Source organism: Amycolatopsis iheyensis, assembly GCF_024703995.1.
Lineage (GTDB): Bacteria > Actinomycetota > Actinomycetes > Mycobacteriales > Pseudonocardiaceae > Amycolatopsis > Amycolatopsis iheyensis.
Genome location: NZ_JAMXQV010000048.1, coordinates 1 through 16,110, shown reverse-complemented (window position 1 = coordinate 16,110; position 16,110 = coordinate 1). Strand labels below are relative to the sequence as shown.

General features: G+C 69.3%; 15 protein-coding genes, 2 tRNA genes and 1 pseudogene. 10 read left to right on the top strand and 8 right to left on the bottom strand.

Features of this window, described 5'->3' with window-relative positions; all coding sequences use genetic code 11:
- Positions 1-60: 60 nt before the first annotated feature.
- From M8542_RS47870 to M8542_RS50735, 4 genes and pseudogenes are all read left to right on the top strand, one after another.
- Positions 61-555: a hypothetical protein gene (locus tag M8542_RS47870; protein WP_257927099.1), complete on the top strand. Its 495-nt coding sequence runs from the start codon at positions 61-63 to the stop codon at positions 553-555.
- A complete protein-coding gene (locus M8542_RS47865; RefSeq protein WP_257927098.1) occupies positions 552-1,346 on the top strand; it encodes a DNA-methyltransferase in 795 nt (264 codons plus the stop codon). The genes M8542_RS47870 and M8542_RS47865 overlap by 4 nt, the downstream gene beginning before the upstream one ends.
- A 20-nt stretch (positions 1,347-1,366) precedes the next feature.
- Positions 1,367-1,561: a helix-turn-helix domain-containing protein gene (locus M8542_RS47860; protein WP_257927097.1), complete on the top strand. Its 195-nt coding sequence runs from the start codon at positions 1,367-1,369 to the stop codon at positions 1,559-1,561.
- 480 nt (positions 1,562-2,041) lie between these two features.
- A pseudogene (locus M8542_RS50735) lies at positions 2,042-2,986 on the top strand (tyrosine-type recombinase/integrase); the annotation flags it as partial.
- A gap of 248 nt (positions 2,987-3,234) precedes the next feature.
- Here M8542_RS50735 and M8542_RS47850 read toward each other — a convergent pair.
- Positions 3,235-3,307, bottom strand: a tRNA-Lys gene (locus M8542_RS47850).
- Positions 3,308-3,473: 166 nt separating this feature from the next.
- Here M8542_RS47850 and M8542_RS47845 point away from each other — a divergent pair.
- Positions 3,474-4,658: a L,D-transpeptidase gene (locus tag M8542_RS47845; RefSeq protein WP_257927095.1), complete on the top strand. Its 1,185-nt coding sequence runs from the start codon at positions 3,474-3,476 to the stop codon at positions 4,656-4,658.
- Here the strand turns inward: M8542_RS47845 and M8542_RS47840 are convergent.
- The gene (locus tag M8542_RS47840; protein WP_257927094.1) at positions 4,655-4,993 is read right to left on the bottom strand and encodes a winged helix-turn-helix transcriptional regulator; all 339 of its coding nucleotides are present in this window, start codon (positions 4,991-4,993) and stop codon (positions 4,655-4,657) included. The two genes, M8542_RS47845 and M8542_RS47840, sit on opposite strands and share 4 nt — an antisense overlap.
- A 74-nt stretch (positions 4,994-5,067) precedes the next feature.
- Here M8542_RS47840 and M8542_RS47835 point away from each other — a divergent pair, with 74 nt between their 5' ends.
- On the top strand, positions 5,068-5,742 hold the full coding sequence (locus M8542_RS47835) for an alpha/beta fold hydrolase (RefSeq protein ID WP_257927093.1): 675 nt from the start codon (positions 5,068-5,070) through the stop codon (positions 5,740-5,742).
- On the opposite strand, the gene proP is transcribed toward M8542_RS47835, so the two are convergent.
- From proP to orn, 3 genes are all read right to left on the bottom strand, one after another.
- Positions 5,739-7,193, bottom strand: coding sequence for a glycine betaine/L-proline transporter ProP (proP, locus tag M8542_RS47830; RefSeq protein ID WP_257927092.1), 1,455 nt, complete (start codon positions 7,191-7,193; stop codon positions 5,739-5,741). The two genes, M8542_RS47835 and proP, sit on opposite strands and share 4 nt — an antisense overlap.
- An 83-nt stretch (positions 7,194-7,276) precedes the next feature.
- Positions 7,277-7,352: transfer RNA gene (locus M8542_RS47825), tRNA-His, on the bottom strand.
- Positions 7,353-7,429: 77 nt separating this feature from the next.
- A complete protein-coding gene (gene orn / locus M8542_RS47820) occupies positions 7,430-8,038 on the bottom strand; it encodes an oligoribonuclease (protein ID WP_257927091.1) in 609 nt (202 codons plus the stop codon).
- Positions 8,039-8,140: 102 nt separating this feature from the next.
- Here orn and M8542_RS47815 point away from each other — a divergent pair, with 102 nt between their 5' ends.
- Together M8542_RS47815 and M8542_RS47810 are read left to right on the top strand one after the other, a co-directional pair.
- A complete protein-coding gene (locus tag M8542_RS47815; RefSeq protein WP_257927090.1) occupies positions 8,141-9,691 on the top strand; it encodes a helicase HerA-like domain-containing protein in 1,551 nt (516 codons plus the stop codon).
- A gap of 67 nt (positions 9,692-9,758) precedes the next feature.
- A complete protein-coding gene (locus M8542_RS47810) occupies positions 9,759-10,136 on the top strand; it encodes a DUF3224 domain-containing protein (protein ID WP_257927089.1) in 378 nt (125 codons plus the stop codon).
- A gap of 119 nt (positions 10,137-10,255) precedes the next feature.
- On the opposite strand, the gene M8542_RS47805 is transcribed toward M8542_RS47810, so the two are convergent.
- From M8542_RS47805 to M8542_RS47795, 3 genes are all read right to left on the bottom strand, one after another.
- A complete protein-coding gene (locus M8542_RS47805) occupies positions 10,256-11,308 on the bottom strand; it encodes a S1C family serine protease (protein ID WP_257927088.1) in 1,053 nt (350 codons plus the stop codon).
- Between the two features lie 114 nt (positions 11,309-11,422).
- Positions 11,423-12,745: a M20 family metallopeptidase gene (locus M8542_RS47800; protein ID WP_257927087.1), complete on the bottom strand. Its 1,323-nt coding sequence runs from the start codon at positions 12,743-12,745 to the stop codon at positions 11,423-11,425.
- Between the two features lie 39 nt (positions 12,746-12,784).
- Positions 12,785-13,546: a methyltransferase domain-containing protein gene (locus M8542_RS47795; RefSeq protein ID WP_257927086.1), complete on the bottom strand. Its 762-nt coding sequence runs from the start codon at positions 13,544-13,546 to the stop codon at positions 12,785-12,787.
- A 147-nt stretch (positions 13,547-13,693) separates the two neighbouring features.
- On the opposite strand from M8542_RS47795, the gene M8542_RS47790 reads away from it, so the two are divergent.
- Positions 13,694-14,596: a DNA-3-methyladenine glycosylase family protein gene (locus M8542_RS47790; protein ID WP_257927085.1), complete on the top strand. Its 903-nt coding sequence runs from the start codon at positions 13,694-13,696 to the stop codon at positions 14,594-14,596.
- 331 nt (positions 14,597-14,927) lie between these two features.
- Positions 14,928-15,710 carry a M50 family metallopeptidase gene (locus M8542_RS47785; RefSeq protein WP_257927084.1) on the top strand — a complete coding sequence of 261 codons (783 nt, stop codon included), beginning with the start codon at positions 14,928-14,930 and terminating at the stop codon, positions 15,708-15,710.
- The last annotated feature ends 400 nt before the right edge of the window (positions 15,711-16,110 follow it).

Here is a 16,110-nt window from a genome sequence, read left to right as displayed (position 1 = left end):
CATCGAATCGGTTCTTGATCTCCGTGTCTCGTGTCAGCCGATGACGCGGAGGTTGTTCTGGTGTCTGATGATTTTCGACGATCTGTCACGGATGCGCTGGCTCGGATAGCGGGGATCGCCGGCCAAGCCGTGGACTGTGTGGTGGCTCGGCCTGACGTTGCCACGGCCTCGGCAGATGTCGTCGCCGACATCTGCCGTGTGTGGGCGGCGCTACGCCGGGTTCTTGCACCGCCGGCGTCAACGTTGCTGGTCTTCGAGAGCGCGCTGGCGGGCTGGAAGGTCGCCTACGTGTTGAAGAAACAAGGATGGACACTCCGGAACGCACTCGTCGGGCCGTTAGCCGTAGACAGTTCTATGAACGCGATCGGGTTCTTCTTCGTTTCGAATCATCGGTACCATTTCGATGCGGACGTGATCCGCCTCAGGTACGGCAAGAATCCCGGAGACGTTGTCCTTCCTGGGGTGGGAGGCATTGTCGAACGTTTCATCACGGCTACGTGCCCCATCGATGGCCGGCTACTGGAGCTTTTCGTGCATGAGCCGAGCTTCGCATGATCCAGTACGACGACGGCCAGGTGATTCTCCGCCAAGGCGATGCCGCGGAAGCGTTACGCGAGTTTCCTGAGCACTCGGTCGATTGCGTAGTGACGTCGCCACCGTATTGGGGCCTGCGGGACTACGGCGTTGCCGGGCAACTGGGCGGGGAAGCGGTAGTGGAGGCGTACGTCGCCCGGCTCGCGGCGGTATTCGACGAGGTGGCCCAGATACTTGCTCCGGGCGGCTCTGTTTGGCTGAACCTCGGCGACAGCTACGGCGGATCGTGGGGGCACTACGTCGCGGCCGGTTCGACGGCTCGCACCGCGGCGGAGCGGGCTCGGACACCGTACGGTTCACACCGTCCACCGCAAGCGTCGCACCGTGCGAAGGATCTCGTCGGCGTGCCGTGGCGGGTCGTGCTGGAGTTGCTGGACCGCGGTTGGTGGCTGAGGCGCGAGATCATCTGGCACAAGCCCAACGCCCGTCCCGAGAGCGTGCGAGACCGGTTCTCACACTGCTACGAGAACCTCTTCATCCTGTCCCGAGACTTCTGCGAGATCGGCGAGACCACTGTCTGGAGTGTCTCGTCGGACCGCGGCCGGGTTGGCCATCCCGCGAAAGGGACCTTGGAGATCGCGCGGCGTTGCGTTCGGCTGGGCTGCCGTCCTGGTGGAACTGTGCTGGATCCCTTCTCCGGGAGCGGGACCACCGGTATCGCTGCGCGAGAGCATCGGTGCCGGTTCATCGGGATCGATCTGAATCCGGCGTGCCACCAGCTTGCGCTGGAACGGCTGGGGCTGTACGCATGACAGCCAATATGGGCCGGCCGATGACCCTGGCGGACGTGGCCGGGTTGCCGGCAGTCGTGGACCTCATGACGGCCGCCAGGGCGCTGGGAATCCGGCGGACCACGGCGTATGCGCTTGCCCGCGGTGGCTCCTTTCCTTGCCCCGTCTTCCGGGCCGGCGCGACCTACAAGGTGCCGACGTCCGGGTTGCTGCGCCTGCTGGGGCTGGCCACCTGATCCGGTGAACTTTCCTGGACTCGGGCTTCCCCGAGTGGTGGTCGCAGCGCGAGCATCGGGCGACGAGAAAGCCCCTGGTGGGTGGTTGACGAACGAGGGGAGAGGTCCTCAGTGGCCGATGGATCGGTGTACCGGCGGTGTTCCTGCCGGGACGAGAACAGGAAGTCGCTCGGTGATGCGTGTCCGAAGCTGGCGAACAAGCGGCACGGGCAGTGGTACTTCCGGATCGAGTTGCCGAAGGACGAGCAGAATAGTCGCCGGCCGCGGCGTCGCGGCGGGTACGAGAGCGCGGGTGAGGCGGAGAAGGGGCTGCAGCGGGTGCGAGACCTGCTCGGGATCGCGGAGGAGGGCGACGCCGAGACCTCGCGCAAGATCGGGGACTTGCTCGCGGGACTGATCTCGCAGAAGGGGCCACTGCCCGAGATCGAGAACGTGCGTCGTCTCGTCCGGGCCGGTGCGCAGGTGCTGGAGCACCCGCTGATGGACGTGGTGTTCGATGGGTTCCTGGCGCGGAAGAAGCGCACGGTGAGCCGGAACATGTATCGCTCGTACGAGTCGCATGTCCGGCTGTACCTGCGGCCGCATCTGGGCAAGATCCGGGAGGACCGGCTGCGGGTCGGGCATCTGGACGCGATGTTCGAGGCGATCGTTGACCACAACGAGCTGATCGCCGAGTACCGGGCCGGCGGCGACCCGCGGAAGGTGGCGGCGGTGAAGTGGCAGCGTCCGGTCGGGCCGACGTCGTTGCATCGGATCAAGGAGACGCTGCGGGCGATCCTGCGGCCGCACGTCGATCAGGGTCTGCTGACGCACAACGTGGCGAAGCTGGTGGAGTTGCCGCCGGCGGTGCGGCCGAAGCCGATGTTGTGGACTCCGGAGCGGGTGGCGCGGTGGCGGCAGACCGGGGTGGTGCCGTATCCGGTGATGGTGTGGGACGCGGTGCTGACCGGGCAGTTCCTGGACTTCGCGGTCAACCACCGGCTCTATCCGTTGTTCGACCTGGTCGCTCACACCGGTCTGCGGCGGGGTGAGGCGTGTGGTCAGCGTCGTTCGGACACCTACCTGGACGCGGGCACGATCGAGGTGGCCAACCAGATCGTGCAGTACGGGTGGGAGACCGGCCAGAGCAAGCCGAAGACACCGTCGTCGGAGGGGATCGTGCCGATCAACCCGAACACGGTGCTGGTCCTGCGGATGCATCTGGCGCAGCAGGACGAGGCCAAGGCCCGCTTGGGCGCTGCCTGGGTCGACACGGACTTGCTCTTCACCGAGCTCGACGGCAGCCCGTTGCATCCGGCCGACGTGGCGGACGAGTTCGCGCGGTTGATCAGGCTGGCCGGTCTGCCTCCGATCACCCTGCACGGTCTCCGGCACGGCGCCGCTACCTTGGCGTTGGGTGCCGGGGTGGACATCAAGGTGATCCAGCACATGCTCCGGCACTCGTCGATCAGGGTGACTATGGACCTCTACACGAGTGTCGCCAAAGAAGTGCTGGACGACGCGGCCTTGAAGGTGGCCGGGATCATCCCGAGGAAGCCGTTGCACCGGGCCTGCGCTCTCGGGCTCCCCTCGGGCTCGCAGGAGACCACAGTGGACGGTGCGCAAGCGGAAGAAAGTCGTCCGAATACCACAAAACCCCAGGCCAATGAAGATCTGCCTGAGGTGGTGGGGTGTGCGCCATCAGGGACTCGAACCCCGAACCCGCTGGTTAAGAGCCAGCTGCTCTGCCAATTGAGCTAATGGCGCCGGTGTCTGCCGGAGGTTTCCCTCGGCGACGTGGAAAAGATTAGCACCCGGTTCAGGGGCCGTTTCACGGGGGGTCCCCAACCCCGGTTCGGACGTTGCCGTGCCGGTGTCGGGGCTGGTCGGGCACACTGTAGTCGGACATCGACGGCGAAACAGGCAGGTGGACATGACGCGTGTGGGGGTGCGGCTGATCTTGGCCGCAAGCGTGATCGGCCTCACGGTGGCCGGCTGTAGCAGTACTCCTTCGAGTGAACCGCCGAAGGAGCCGGCGTCCTCCAGTGCGCCGAAGCCCGTGGCCAAGCCCGCCGTGCTCACGCTCAGTCCTGCCAAGGATGCGAAGGACGTCGCGCCCGGGGAGCCCGTCAGCGTCACCGTGGCCGATGGGAAGGTCGGGGACGTCAAGCTGACCGGCGCCGATGGCAAGGTCGTCGCCGGGAAGGCGCGGGCCGACGGCTCGGGCTGGGACTCCGCCGAGCCGCTCGGCTACAACAAGGCCTACACCCTGACCGCGACCGCGACCGGCTCCGACGGGAAGCCGGTGAACGCCGAAGCGAGCTTCAGCACCGTCAAGCCCGCGCGGCAGCTCAGCGTTTCGGTGAACCTCGCCGAGGGCGAGACCGTCGGTGTCGGGATGCCGCTCATCTTCACCTTCAGCGGGAACGTCGCCGACAAGGCCGCCGCCGAGAAGGCGCTCAAGGTCACCGCCGAGCCCGCCGCCGAAGGCGCTTTCCGCTGGTCCGGCGACAAGCAGGTCACCTGGCGGCCGAAGGACTACTGGAAGAGCGGCACCAAGATCAAGATCGACGCCGCCGTCTACGGCAAGGCGCTCGGCAAGGGCAGCTACGGCCGCGAGGACAAGACGATCACCGGCGCGATCGGCGACAAGCTCGTCGCGGTCGCCGACGGCCAGACCCACCAGATGACCGTGTCGATCAACGACAAGGAGGTCAAGACCATGCCGACCTCCATGGGCAAACCGGGCCACAACACCCCGGCCGGCACCTACACCGTGATGCAGGAGCACACCGGCTACACGATGAACTCCGCCACCTACGGCGTCCCCGAGGACTCGCCCGGCGGGTACAGCACCTTCGTCCAGTACGCGGTCCGCCTGTCCTACAGCGGCATCTTCTACCACTCCGCGCCGTGGTCGGTGCGGCAGCAGGGGCACAGCAACGTCAGCCACGGCTGCCTCAACCTGTCCACCGACAACACGAAGTGGCTGATGGACACGTCGAAGAAGGGCGACATCGTCACGGTCCAGAACAGCGGCGGCCCGAAGCTCGAGCCCACCGACGGCTGGAGCGTCTGGCAGCTGTCGTGGGACGAGTGGCGGACCGCCGCGAACTAGCGGTCGTCGTACTCCGCGCGGGCCGTCGCGATGTGCGGCAGGTGTTCGATGCTCCACTCCAGCAGCGGCGCCGTGGCCTCACGCAGCGTCCGGCCCATCGTGGTCAGCTCGTAGCTGACGTGCGGCGGCATGACCTCCACGACCGTCCGGATCACGATCCCGTCGCGCTCGAGGTCGCGCAGGGTCGCCGTCAGCATGCGCTGGCTGATCCCGTCGATGGACCGCTTGAGCTCGGTGAAGCGCCGCGGCCCGTCCTTGAGCATCCGCACGACCAGCAGCGCCCACTTGTCCCCGACGATCCCGAGGACTTCGCGGGCCTCGCACGCGTCCTGCACGGTTACCTCCTGAGAACCGGGGCACTCGAAAGTGCCTTATTGCCCCATGCGGGCCGCCTGATCACGATGGTTCCATGTCCACGTTCTTGCTGGTACACGGCGCCTGGCACACCGGGCGGAGCTGGGACCGCGTCGTCCCCCTGCTGGAGTCGGCCGGGCACCGCGTGCTCGCGCCGTCGCTGACCGGATATGGCGACAAAGCCCACCTGCTGAGCCCGGAAGTCGGCCTCGGCACCCACATCGACGACATCGCCAGTCTGCTCGAAAGCGAGCACGACGTCGTGCTCGTCGGGCACAGCTACGCCGGGATGGTCATCTCCGGCGCCGCCGACCGGGCGCCGGAGCGGGTCGCGCGCCTGGTGTTCCTCGACGCGATGGTCCCCGAAGACGGCGAGACCGCGGCCGACGTCATTCCCATGACCAAGCAGCTGATCGACAACGCCGTCGACGGCTGGCGCGTTCCGCCGCTGGACGGCCTGTTCGGCGTCACCGACCCCGAGGACGTCGCCTGGTTGCGCTCGATGCTGTCGGACCAGCCGGTGCGCTGCCTCACCGAACCGGTCCGGCTGGCCGACCCGGCGGCGAAGGCGATCCCGCGCACGCACATCCACTGCGTCGGCGGCGAGCCGACGGGCATCACCCGGCGCGCCGTGCCACCGGGCGAGCCGGTGCGGGAGCTGCCGACCGGGCACGACTGCATGATCACGATGCCTGCCGAGCTGGCCGGGCTGCTGCTCGAAGCGGCTTAGCCCGTCGACGACTCGCGCACCAGCGCCCGCGCTTCCTCTTCGCTCGCCACGGCGGGACCGGAGCCCCAGAGCGGCTTGTTCGCCGTCTCGCGGCTGAAGTACACCGCGATCGCGCCGACCACACCGGCGGCCATCATGTACCACGCCGGCCAGAAGTCGTGGCCGGTCGCGGAGATCAGCGACTGCATCACCAGCGGGGTCGTGCCGCCGAAGAGCGACACCGAGATGTTGAACGCGATCGACAGCGCGCCGTACCGGATCGCCGTCGGGAACAACGCGGGTAGCGCGGCCGGCATCGAGACCTCGAAGCAGAGCAGCAGCAGCCCGAGGCCCATCAACCCGAGGAAGGTGAGGACGAGCCCGCCGTCGTGGACGAGCAGCATCAGCGGCCACGACAGCACGACGTACCCGACGCAGCCGGCCATCATGACCGGCTTGCGGCCGACCTTGTCGGTGATCCGCCCGCCGACCAGGATGATCAGCATCATCACGACCATGACGACGATGATCAGCAGCAGGCCGTGGGTGGCGTCGAGGTGCAGCTGCTCGGACAGGTACGTCGGCATGTACGACAGCAGCATGTAGTCGGTGACGTTGAACACGAGCACCAGGCCGACGCAGATGAGCAGCGCGGGCCAGTAGTCGGTGAACATCTTCCAGAACGGCTCGCCGGTGCGGCCGCGCTTCTCGGCCTCTTCGGCGTGCTTCTGGAACGCAGGTGTCTCCTCGAGCTTGAGCCGCAGGTAGAGCCCGATGATGCCGAGCGGCCCGGCGACCAGGAACGGCACCCGCCAGCCCCAGTCGAGCAGCGTTTCGTGGGGCACCCAGGCCTTCATGCCGGTGACGACGGACGCGCCCAGGACGTACCCGGACAGCGTGCCGAACTCGAGCCAGGAGCCCATGAAGCCGCGGCGTTTGTCGGGGGAGTATTCGGCGATGAAGGTGGTCGCGCCGCCGTACTCGCCGCCGGTGGAGAACCCCTGCACCATCCGGGCGACCACGAGCAGGATCGGCGACCAGACGCCGATGGAGGAGTAGGACGGGATCAGCCCGATGCACAGGGTGCCGATCGCCATCATGATCATCGTGACGGCGAGGACCTTCTGCCGGCCGATCCGGTCGCCGAGCGGCCCGAAGACGAGCCCGCCGAGCGGCCGCATGAGGAAGGCGGCGGTGAAGGCGCCGAACGTCCCGATCAGCCGCACGCCGGGCGAGACGGTGGGCGGGAAGAACACCTCGGCGATGGTGTCGGCGATGTAGGCGTAGACGCCGAAGTCGAACCACTCCATGGCGTTGCCGAGCGCGGCGGCCCCCACCGCCCGCTTCAGCAGCGACCGGTCGACGACGGTGATGTCCTCGTACCGCAGTTTCTTCTTCCGCTTGAGCTTCGGTCCTGAGCGTGCCACCAGAACACGGTGCACCCGCGGCGGGACGCTCGCACGTTGAGCCATCCGGTCGTGAGGGTTACCACCAACGGCCGAACGTCGCGCGCAGCAAAAACCCCAGCCCGGACCGAAGATCCAAACTGGGGTGATGGGGTGAGCGACGGGTTTCGAACCCGCGACCTCCTGGACCACAACCAGGTGCTCTACCAGCTGAGCTACGCCCACCATCAGCGAGGGAACCCTGTTGCGATCACCTCGATGGCAGTAATCGTAGCGGGTGCCCTTGCCGGGGTTGCAGGGGGCTACCTCTGCTGCTGTTCCTGCACTTCAGCGGCCGCCGCCTTGGCTTCGTCGCTCGTCGGGCCGGGTTGCGGGACGAAGGCGACGCGCCGGTAGTAGTCGAGTTCGCCGATGGACTCCTTGATGTCGGCGAGCGCCCGGTGCGCGAGGCCCTTTTCCGGCTTGGCGTAGTAGATGCGCGGGTACCAGCGGCGCACGAGCTCCTTGACCGACGACACGTCGACCATCCGGTAGTGCAGGTGGGCGTCGAGGGCCGGCATGTCGCGGGCGATGAAGCCGCGGTCGGTGGCGATGGAGTTGCCGGCCAGCGGCGCGGTGCCCGATTCGGGGACGTGCTCGCGGATGTAGTCGAGGACGCGGCGCTCGGCCTCTTCCAGCGTGACGGTGGAGGCGCGGACCTCTTCCGTGAGGCCGGAGTGGGCGTGCATCTCGCGGACGACGTCGGGCATCCCGGCGAGTTTTTCCTCGTCGGCGTGGATGACGATGTCGACTCCGTCGCCGAGCACGTTCAGCTCCGCGTCGGTGACGAGGGCGGCGATTTCGATCAACGCTTCCTTGCCGAGGTCGAGCCCCGTCATCTCGCAGTCGATCCAGACTAGGCGGTCGGTCACCTGGTGACCCTAACCCGACACGGGGATATGAGGGGCGTTACCTGCGCGTACGGCGCGTTACGCTCCCGGTGTGGTCCAGGACACACGATCGGGGAGCTGAGAGTGACGGAACAGGGGTCGCCGGCGAGCGAGATCGCCGCTGGTTACGCGAGTGAGGGCGCCGCCCTGGAGCTGGGGGCGGTGGTGATCGACGGCCAGACAGACGCGTCCGCGGCCGTCCGCCTGCCGCTGGCGACGCTGAACCGGCACGGCCTGGTGGCCGGCGCGACCGGGACGGGCAAGACCAAGACGTTGCAGCTGGTCGCGGAGCAGCTGTCGGCCGCCGGGGTGCCGGTGGTGCTCGCGGACGTCAAGGGCGACCTGTCCGGGCTGGCCGCGGCCGGCGAGGCGAACGACAAGGTCGGCAAGCGCTCGCAGGAGCTCGGCGACGACTGGGCGGGCACGGCGTACCCGGTCCAGTTCCTCTCGCTGGGCACCGGTGGCAAGGGCTCGCCGATCCGGGCGACGATCACCAGCTTCGGGCCGGTGCTGCTGTCGAAGGTGCTCGGCCTGAACGAGACGCAGGAGTCGACGCTCGGGCTGATCTTCCACTGGGCCGACCAGCGCGGCCTCGCGTTGCTCGACACGAAGGACCTCCGGTCGGTGATCACGCACCTGACCAGCGACGAGGGCAAGGCGGATCTCAAGGGCATCGGCGGTGTCTCGGCCGCGACGGCCGGCGTGATCCTCCGGTCGCTGTCCAACCTCGAAGCCCAGGGCGGCGAGGACTTCTTCGGCGAGCCCGAGCTGGACGTCCACGACCTCATGCGGCAGACCGACGGCAAGGGTGTCGTCACGCTGCTGGAGCTGGACAACCTGCAGTCGAAGCCGGCGTTGTTCTCGACGTTCCTCATGTGGCTGCTGGCCGAGCTGTTCGAGGAGCTGCCGGAGGAAGGCGATCTCGACCAGCCGAAGCTGGTCTTCTTCTTCGACGAGGCGCACCTGCTGTTCAACGACGCGTCGAAGGCGTTCCTCGAGCGGATCGAGCAGACCGTGAAGCTGATCCGGTCGAAGGGCGTCGGCGTGTTCTTCTGCACGCAGCTGCCCACGGACATCCCGAACAACGTGCTTTCGCAGCTCGGCGCCCGGATCCAGCACGCGCTGCGGGCGTTCACCCCGGACGACCAGGCGGCGCTGGCCAAGACGGTCAAGACCTACCCGAAGACGAAGTACTACGAGCTCGACACCGCGTTGACGTCGCTGGGCATCGGCGAGGCGATCGTCACGGTGCTTTCGGAGCGGGGCGCGCCGACGCCGGTGGCGTGGACGCGGCTGCGCGCGCCGCGGTCGAAGATGGGGTCGATCGGCGCCGAGGCCGTCGCGGCCGCGGTCGCTTCGTCGGACCTGCACGCGAAGTACTCGGAGACCATCGACCGCGAGTCGGCGTACGAGAAGCTGGCCGCGAAGGTCGCCGCACCCGCTCCGGAGGCCGCGCCGGCTCCCGACGCGCCCCCGGCCCCCGCACCCGAGAAGCCCGCGCCCGAGAACAAGGACGATCCGGGATTCATCGAGTCGGCGATGAAGAACCCGGCCGTGAAGTCGTTCATGCGGTCGGCGGCGAGCGCGCTGGGCCGGGAGATCACGCGTGGGCTGTTCGGCAATCGAAGGCGCTGACAAAACCTGACGCAAGCTGTCAGGTATGGCTGGGAGGCTGGTACCTACATCGAAGAAAGGGATCACCATGACCAGCACCGCCACCGCGTCGTTCACCGTCGACCAGTGGGAGCCGCAGGCGACCGACGAGTTCGGCGGCACCGAGCTCGCCCGGGTGGCGATCGCCAAGACGTTCACCGGGGCGGTCGAGGGGACCAGCAAGGTCGAGCTTCTGACGGCGAACAACGCGACATCGCGCGCGTACGTCGGTTTCGAGCGGCTCGAGGTCGCGGTCGACGCCCGCAAAGGCAGCTTCGTCCTGCACCACACCGCCGGCGAGGACTCCGGGATGACGGTGACGATCCTTCCCGGTTCCGGGACGGGCGAGCTGACCGGCATCACCGGGAAGGCGGACATCGAGATCGACGGCGAAGACCACCGGCTGACCCTGACCTACACGCTCTGAACAGCACGAAGGCCGTTTCGAGAGCCCCCGATTGACTCTCGAAACGGCCTTCGCTCTCTTCCCCCGCTCCCCGAAGCGGGCAGGTGAACGAGCCGCCCCGACCACGGCTCGTCCGCGTCCTAGTTGTTCACGATCTGGTCGACGATCTTCTTGGCGTCGTTGATCGGGATGGCGAAGCCGATCCCGACGCTGCCCGCCGAGCCGTTGGCCGAGGCCGTCGGGCTGTAGAGGGCCGAGTTGATGCCGATCACGTTGCCCTGGGCGTCGACCAGCGCGCCGCCGGAGTTGCCCTGGTTGATCGAGGCGTCCGTCTGGATCGCGGTGTAGCTCGGCGAGTCCTGCGACTGGTTCGACGTGCGGCTGAAGGGCGACTGCTGTTGCTGCTCGCCCTGGCCGATGTCGGACAGGTTCCGGTTGAGCGCGCTGACGATGCCGGTGGTGACGGTGTTCTGCAGCCCGCCCGGCGAGCCGATCGCGACGACCTCCTGGCCGACGACGAGCTTGCTCGAGTCGCCCAATGTCGCCGCCGTCAAGCCGCTGGCGTTCTGCGCCTGGACCACCGCGATGTCGGCCTTGGTGTCGGCGCCGACCACGCTGGCCTGGTACTTCTTGCCGTCGGAGGTGGTGATCACGACGTTCTGGGCGCCGTCGACGACGTGCGCGTTGGTCAGGATCCGGCCGTCGGCGGTGAGGATGACGCCGGAGCCGATGGCCTCGCCCTGGTCGGTCGTGACGTTGATCTGGACCACGCTCGGCGTCACCTTCGCCGCGACGCCGCTGACGTCGCCGGAGGTGGTCGAGTTCGCGACCGTCTGCCCGTTCGCGGCCGGCGTGCTCACCGACGTCGTCGTGCCGTCGGCCGAAGTCGTGGTGAGCCCGACGATCGCGGCGCCGCCGACCCCGCCGACCAGCGCGGCGCCGAGGGCGGTCGCGCTGACGATCATCGCGACGCGGCCGCCCTTGCGCGGCTTGGTCTTCAGCGCCGCGGGCGCCTGGCCCGCCGGCATCTGGTGGGTGAACAGAGGGTTCGGCGCGGCCTGGTGCTGGTAGCCGTAGTTCTGCTGCGGCTGGGGCTGCGACTGCTGCGCGTACGGCCCGTACTGCTGGGTGCTCTGGTGCGGCTGGTGCCCACCGGGTGAGGCGGGGCCGGGCCGACTCTCGTTCTCGGTCATGGCACTAGATTCGCGCCCGTGCTTGTGAACAGCCTGTGGAAATACCTCAAGCTTTGCTGAGAAGAATCAGCTGAGAAAACTCAGGCAATCCTCAGGCAGCAAGCCATCAAGGCATCAGGCGAAGAACGACGGGACGTCGAGCGCACCTCCCGCCGCCTCGAACTCGTCGTGCACCGCTTTCCGCAGCTCGGCGTCGCCCAGGTAGTCGGCGGCGGTCAGGGCCAGCCCCAGCGCGCCGTCCCGGACTCCCGCGTCGCCGGTCGGCGAACCGGCCGCTTCGGCGAACTCCTTGGTGTGCAAGGCGACCGTCGGTCCCGAGACCGCTAGCATCGGGTGCAGCGCCGGCATCCGGTAGGAGAGGTTGCCGAGGTCGGTGGACCCGGTGAGCGACTCCGGCACGATGCCCGGCGGGAGCGGCTTGCGGCCGGTGCCCAGCTGGTTGACCGTCCAGCGGCCGGCGAGCGCGGTGTTGAACCGGATCGGCAGGTACGCGGCCTGGGCGTCCCACACCAGCTCGACGCCGCAGCCGGTCATCGCCGCCGCGCCTTCCGCGATCGACGTCATGCGCGTGGCGAGGTCGCGCAGCGTCTCCGGGCTTTGGGACCGCAGGTAGAACAGCAGCGCGGCGCGTTCCGGGATGACGTTCGGCCGGGCGCCGCCGTCGGTGAACACGCCGTGGACCCGGTCGCTCTGCGGGAGTTGCTGGCGCAACGCGGACACGCCCTGGTAGGCCGCGACGGCGGCGTCGAGCGCGTTGCGGCCCATGAACGGCTGGGCGCTCGCATGGGCGCCGACGCCGTGGAAGACCATCTCCAGCTGACGGCGGCCGAGGAACGGGTGCAGCGCGATGTCGTGGCTGAACGGGTGCAGCATGATCACCGCGTCGACGTCGTCGAACACGCCGGCGCGGGCGAGGATCTCCTTGCCGCCACCGCCTTCCTCGGCCGGGGTGCCGATCAGGCTGACCCGGCCGCCGAGCCGCTCGGCGACCGCGGCCGCGCCGAGGAACCCGCCGGTCGCCGTGGTGCAGATGACGTTGTGACCGCAGGCGTGGCCGAGGCCGGGCAGCGCGTCGTACTCGGCGAGGACGGCGATGTGCGGGCCCGCTTGCGCTTTCGTGCTGACCCGCAGTGCGGTGTCGAGCCCGCCGACGCCGACGGTCGCTTCGTGCCCGTGGCGCTTCAGGAGATCCGCCACCGCCTGTACGGAACGGTGCTCGGCGAAGCCCTCTTCGGGGTGCGCGTGCAGATCTTGGCTCAACGCCACCAGATCGGGTGAACTGCGCTCGACCGCGGCGGTCACTTCGGCGCGCGTCGCCTCGTCCGCCCCGGTGTGCGGGGAAGACAGTGGTTCGGCGGCCGCGACGGCGTCGGCGGTGGCTTCGACCAGGGAACGGAGGTAGCTGTCGTCGGGCGGGAGGGGATCGTGGTGGGTCATGGGGCGATGCTAACCGCAGACTCCGACAATCCGTGGCGCTCAGCTCAGCCGGCCCGCCACGATCTGCGTGACACCGAAGTACCGTTCGGTGATTTCCGTGAAGCCGCGGGCGCGCAGGCTCGCGGAGACCTCGCCGCGGTCGAACATCCGCTGCCCGCTGAGGATCCCGCCGGCCGAATCGGCCAGTCGCGCGGGTTGCCACCCTCGGCGCGCGCTCGTGAGGAGCACGACCCGGCCGCCGGGTTTCAGTACGCGCGCGAAGGAGTCCAACGCGGTTTCGGGCTCGGCGAACATGTGGAGGGCGGCGAAGCAGCAGACGCCGTCCACAGTGGACTCCCGCAGCGGGAGCCGCACCGCGTCCGCACGCAGGTAGGCAACGGTGTCCGGGCCGCCTTCGGCGACGGCCTTGGCGAGCATCGTGCGCGCGCCGTCGAGGCCGATCGCGAGCCCGTCCGGGCCGACGGACGCGCCGAACGCGCGGGTGAACCGGCCGGTGCCGCAGGCGACGTCGAGCGCGGTGTCGCCGGGGCTCAGGTCGAGGAGCTTCGTGGCGAGCCGGACCTCGCCGGCCATGCTCGGGCCGAGCGGGCCCTTCAGCGCGCGGCCGAGGGTGGGGCGCCAGTACCGCTCGTAGACCTGCGGGAGCAGCGTCGTGCGCATCAGCCGCTGGGTCAGCCCGGTCGGCGGGCCGGCTTGGCTCGCGGTGCCCAGCAGGTCGAGGAACCCACCGTCGTCGGCGGCCGCGGGGGCCTCGAGCAGGGCGTTCACCCGCTCGCGGGCGGTGGTTCGGCTGGTCGGCACAGGCCCTCCCGAGGTTCGGATACCGGCAGTATGCCAGTTCTGCTGCACTCGATCGAGTGAACCGAATCGGGATCAGGCGTTCGAGGCCCGGAATTGTCGGTGGTCGTGCCTAGCGTCGCAGTCGAAGGTTCGATCCGAGGAGGACTGATGACCATTTCCCTGCTGGACAGCGAAATCACGGTGCGCGGCGAGTTCGATGTGGCCGCGGCGGCCGGGTTCATGACCGGCTTCGCCCCGTTCGGGCTGCCGGAAGCGGAACCTGGCGTGCTTCGGCTGGCGTTCCCGCTCGAAGGCGAGTGGACCCCGGTGGGCGCGGTGCTGCGGCAGAGATCGCCCGGCGAGGTGGCGATCGAGGTCCGGGCGCCCGCCTCGCAGGCCGAGGCGGTGGTGGCGCAGGTCGAGCGGATGTGTTCGCTCGACATCGACGGCTCGGGGTTCCGGGGCGCCGGCGAGCGAGACCCGGTCGTGTCGATGCTGCAGGACCTGCATCCGGGACTGCGGCCGGTCCTGTTCGCGTCGCCGTACGAGGCGGCGTGCTGGGCGGTGCTGAGCCACCGGATCTGGATGTCCCAGGCGGTCCGGCTGCGGCGCGGTCTGACCGAGCGCTACGGCGCGGAAGTCGAGGTGGCCGGGCTGCGGCTGCCGTCGTTCCCGCCGCCCGCGGCACTGGCGAAGCTGGAGTACCTGCCGGGCGCCCCGGGGCAGAAGCTGCACCGCTTGCGGGCAGTGGCTCAGGCGGCCGCCGACGGCCTGCTCGACGCGGCGACGTTGCGCTCGATGCCACCGGACGAGGCGCTGAAACAGGTGCAGCTCCTGCCGGGAATCGGCCGGTTCGGCGCGGAGCTGGTCCTGATCCGCGGCGCCGGCCACCCGGACGTCTTCCCACTCGCCGAGACCCGCCTCCACGAGTTCATGCGGCAGGCGTACCACGTGCCGGACGCGGGAGTCGCCGAGCTGGCAGAGATCGCGGCGGCTTGGGCGCCGTTCCGGAGCTGGGTGTCGTTCTTGTTCCGAGTGGAGGGGGAGGCACGGTTGCGGGAGTCGCGATGAGCTGACGGCGTCCGCGGTCCCGGCGGGCTGCCGGCTGGTCGTCGGCGGCACTTCACCGCCGCCGGCGGTCTCAGCCCGGTCCGAGGCGGTTGGAAAGGAGGTTCCTGACCTGAGGTGCCGGCGGCGAGCGCGCGTCGCCTCCCGGTTGTGATGGCTTGTTCGCGTTGTCGCTCCCGGCCTCGGGACTGCGGCGGCCGAGCCGGAGCCGGGCCACGTCCTGCCCACGTCAATCTGCGGAAAGGAGAATGCAACGACCCGATACCGGAAGGCGGATGATCGCGAGCGGTGGGGACTCACCGTAGCCAGATGTCGCCTGTGGTGAGGTGTCCGGGTGAGCTCGCCCGTTCAACTCGCCCACGGTGGCCCGGCCGGTGACGCCCTGTCGACCTTGCGCGCGGCTGCCACCGACCCCGCCACGGCCGGTTCGCTGCTCGAGCAGGCCCAGGCGCCCGCGGTGATCACGCTGGTCGCCGGTGGGGTGGCGCTGCTGGTCGTGCTGGTCGGCGGGACACCCTGGCGGACGGTCCGCAACGTCATCACGATCGTGCACGAGGCCGGCCACGCGCTGGCGGCGGTGCTCGTCGGACGGCGCCTGCAGGGCATCAAGCTGCACTCGGACACCTCGGGCGTCACCGTCTCGCGCGGCAAGCCCGAGGGCCCGGGAATGGCGTTCACCGCGATGGCCGGCTACCTGGCGCCGTCGGTGCTGGGGCTGCTGTTCGCCAGCCTGCTGGGTGTCGACCTGGCCGGGACGGTCCTCGTCCTGATCGCGCTGCTGCTGCTCGGCGTGCTGGTGATGGTGCGCAACGCCTACGGGGTGTTCACCGTCGTCGCCAGTGCGGTGGTGCTCGCGCTGGTGGCGTTCGTCGCGCCGGTCGAGGTGCAGGCCCCGTTCAGCTACTTGGTGACGTGGTTCCTCCTGTTCGGCGGCGTGCGCCCGGTGGCGGAGCTGCAGACGAAGCGACGCCGAGGCCAGGCCCGCGACTCCGACGCGGACCAGCTGGGCCGCCTCACGGCGGTACCCCCGGTGCTGTGGGTACTGGTCTTCGCGGTGGCAACGATCAGCTGCCTGATCGCGGGCGGCCTCTGGCTGCTGGAGCCGGTGGCCGCGTAGGCGAGCTGACGCCTGGTCGCATGGCCGCGCCAGCCTGAGGCGGCGGTGTGGTGCGGCTTGGGTGGGGTTGCCGGGGCCGGTGGGCGCGGCCGCTGTGGAGCTGTGGCGCGGGGTGCCTCTGGCGGCTTGTGTCGCTGGGGCGCTGGTCAAGCTCTGGTACGCGGGCGTTCGCAGCCGGCCGCTTGTGTCGCTCGGGGGCGGTGGCAGGCGGGGTTGTGGCGCGGGGGCGTTTGTCGCCGGCGGTTTGTGCCACCGCGGCGGTTACCGGCGGAGTTGTGGCGTGCGGGCGTTCGCCCGGAGGCCTGCCCGCCCGGGCGCCGCCGCCGAGGGTCGGCGGCCGCGGTGCGGTGCCCCGCGGAGCCTGGGGTGGCCGCGCGGCGGGCGTGGAGCCTGGCGCGCG

Bases quoted from the DNA above. Each gene is read 5' to 3' on its own strand.
- M8542_RS47845 (WP_257927095.1), top strand. From the start codon at position 3,474: ATGACGCGTGTGGGGGTGCGGCTGATCTTGGCCGCAAGCGTGATCGGC.
- M8542_RS47835 (WP_257927093.1), top strand. From the start codon at position 5,068: ATGTCCACGTTCTTGCTGGTACACGGCGCCTGGCACACCGGGCGGAGC.
- M8542_RS47810 (WP_257927089.1), top strand. From the start codon at position 9,759: ATGACCAGCACCGCCACCGCGTCGTTCACCGTCGACCAGTGGGAGCCG.
- M8542_RS47865 (WP_257927098.1), top strand. From the start codon at position 552: ATGATCCAGTACGACGACGGCCAGGTGATTCTCCGCCAAGGCGATGCC.
- M8542_RS47800 (WP_257927087.1), bottom strand. From the start codon at position 12,745: ATGACCCACCACGATCCCCTCCCGCCCGACGACAGCTACCTCCGTTCC.
- proP (WP_257927092.1), bottom strand. From the start codon at position 7,193: ATGGCTCAACGTGCGAGCGTCCCGCCGCGGGTGCACCGTGTTCTGGTG.
- M8542_RS47790 (WP_257927085.1), top strand. From the start codon at position 13,694: ATGACCATTTCCCTGCTGGACAGCGAAATCACGGTGCGCGGCGAGTTC.
- M8542_RS47860 (WP_257927097.1), top strand. From the start codon at position 1,367: ATGACCCTGGCGGACGTGGCCGGGTTGCCGGCAGTCGTGGACCTCATG.
- M8542_RS47805 (WP_257927088.1), bottom strand. From the start codon at position 11,308: ATGACCGAGAACGAGAGTCGGCCCGGCCCCGCCTCACCCGGTGGGCAC.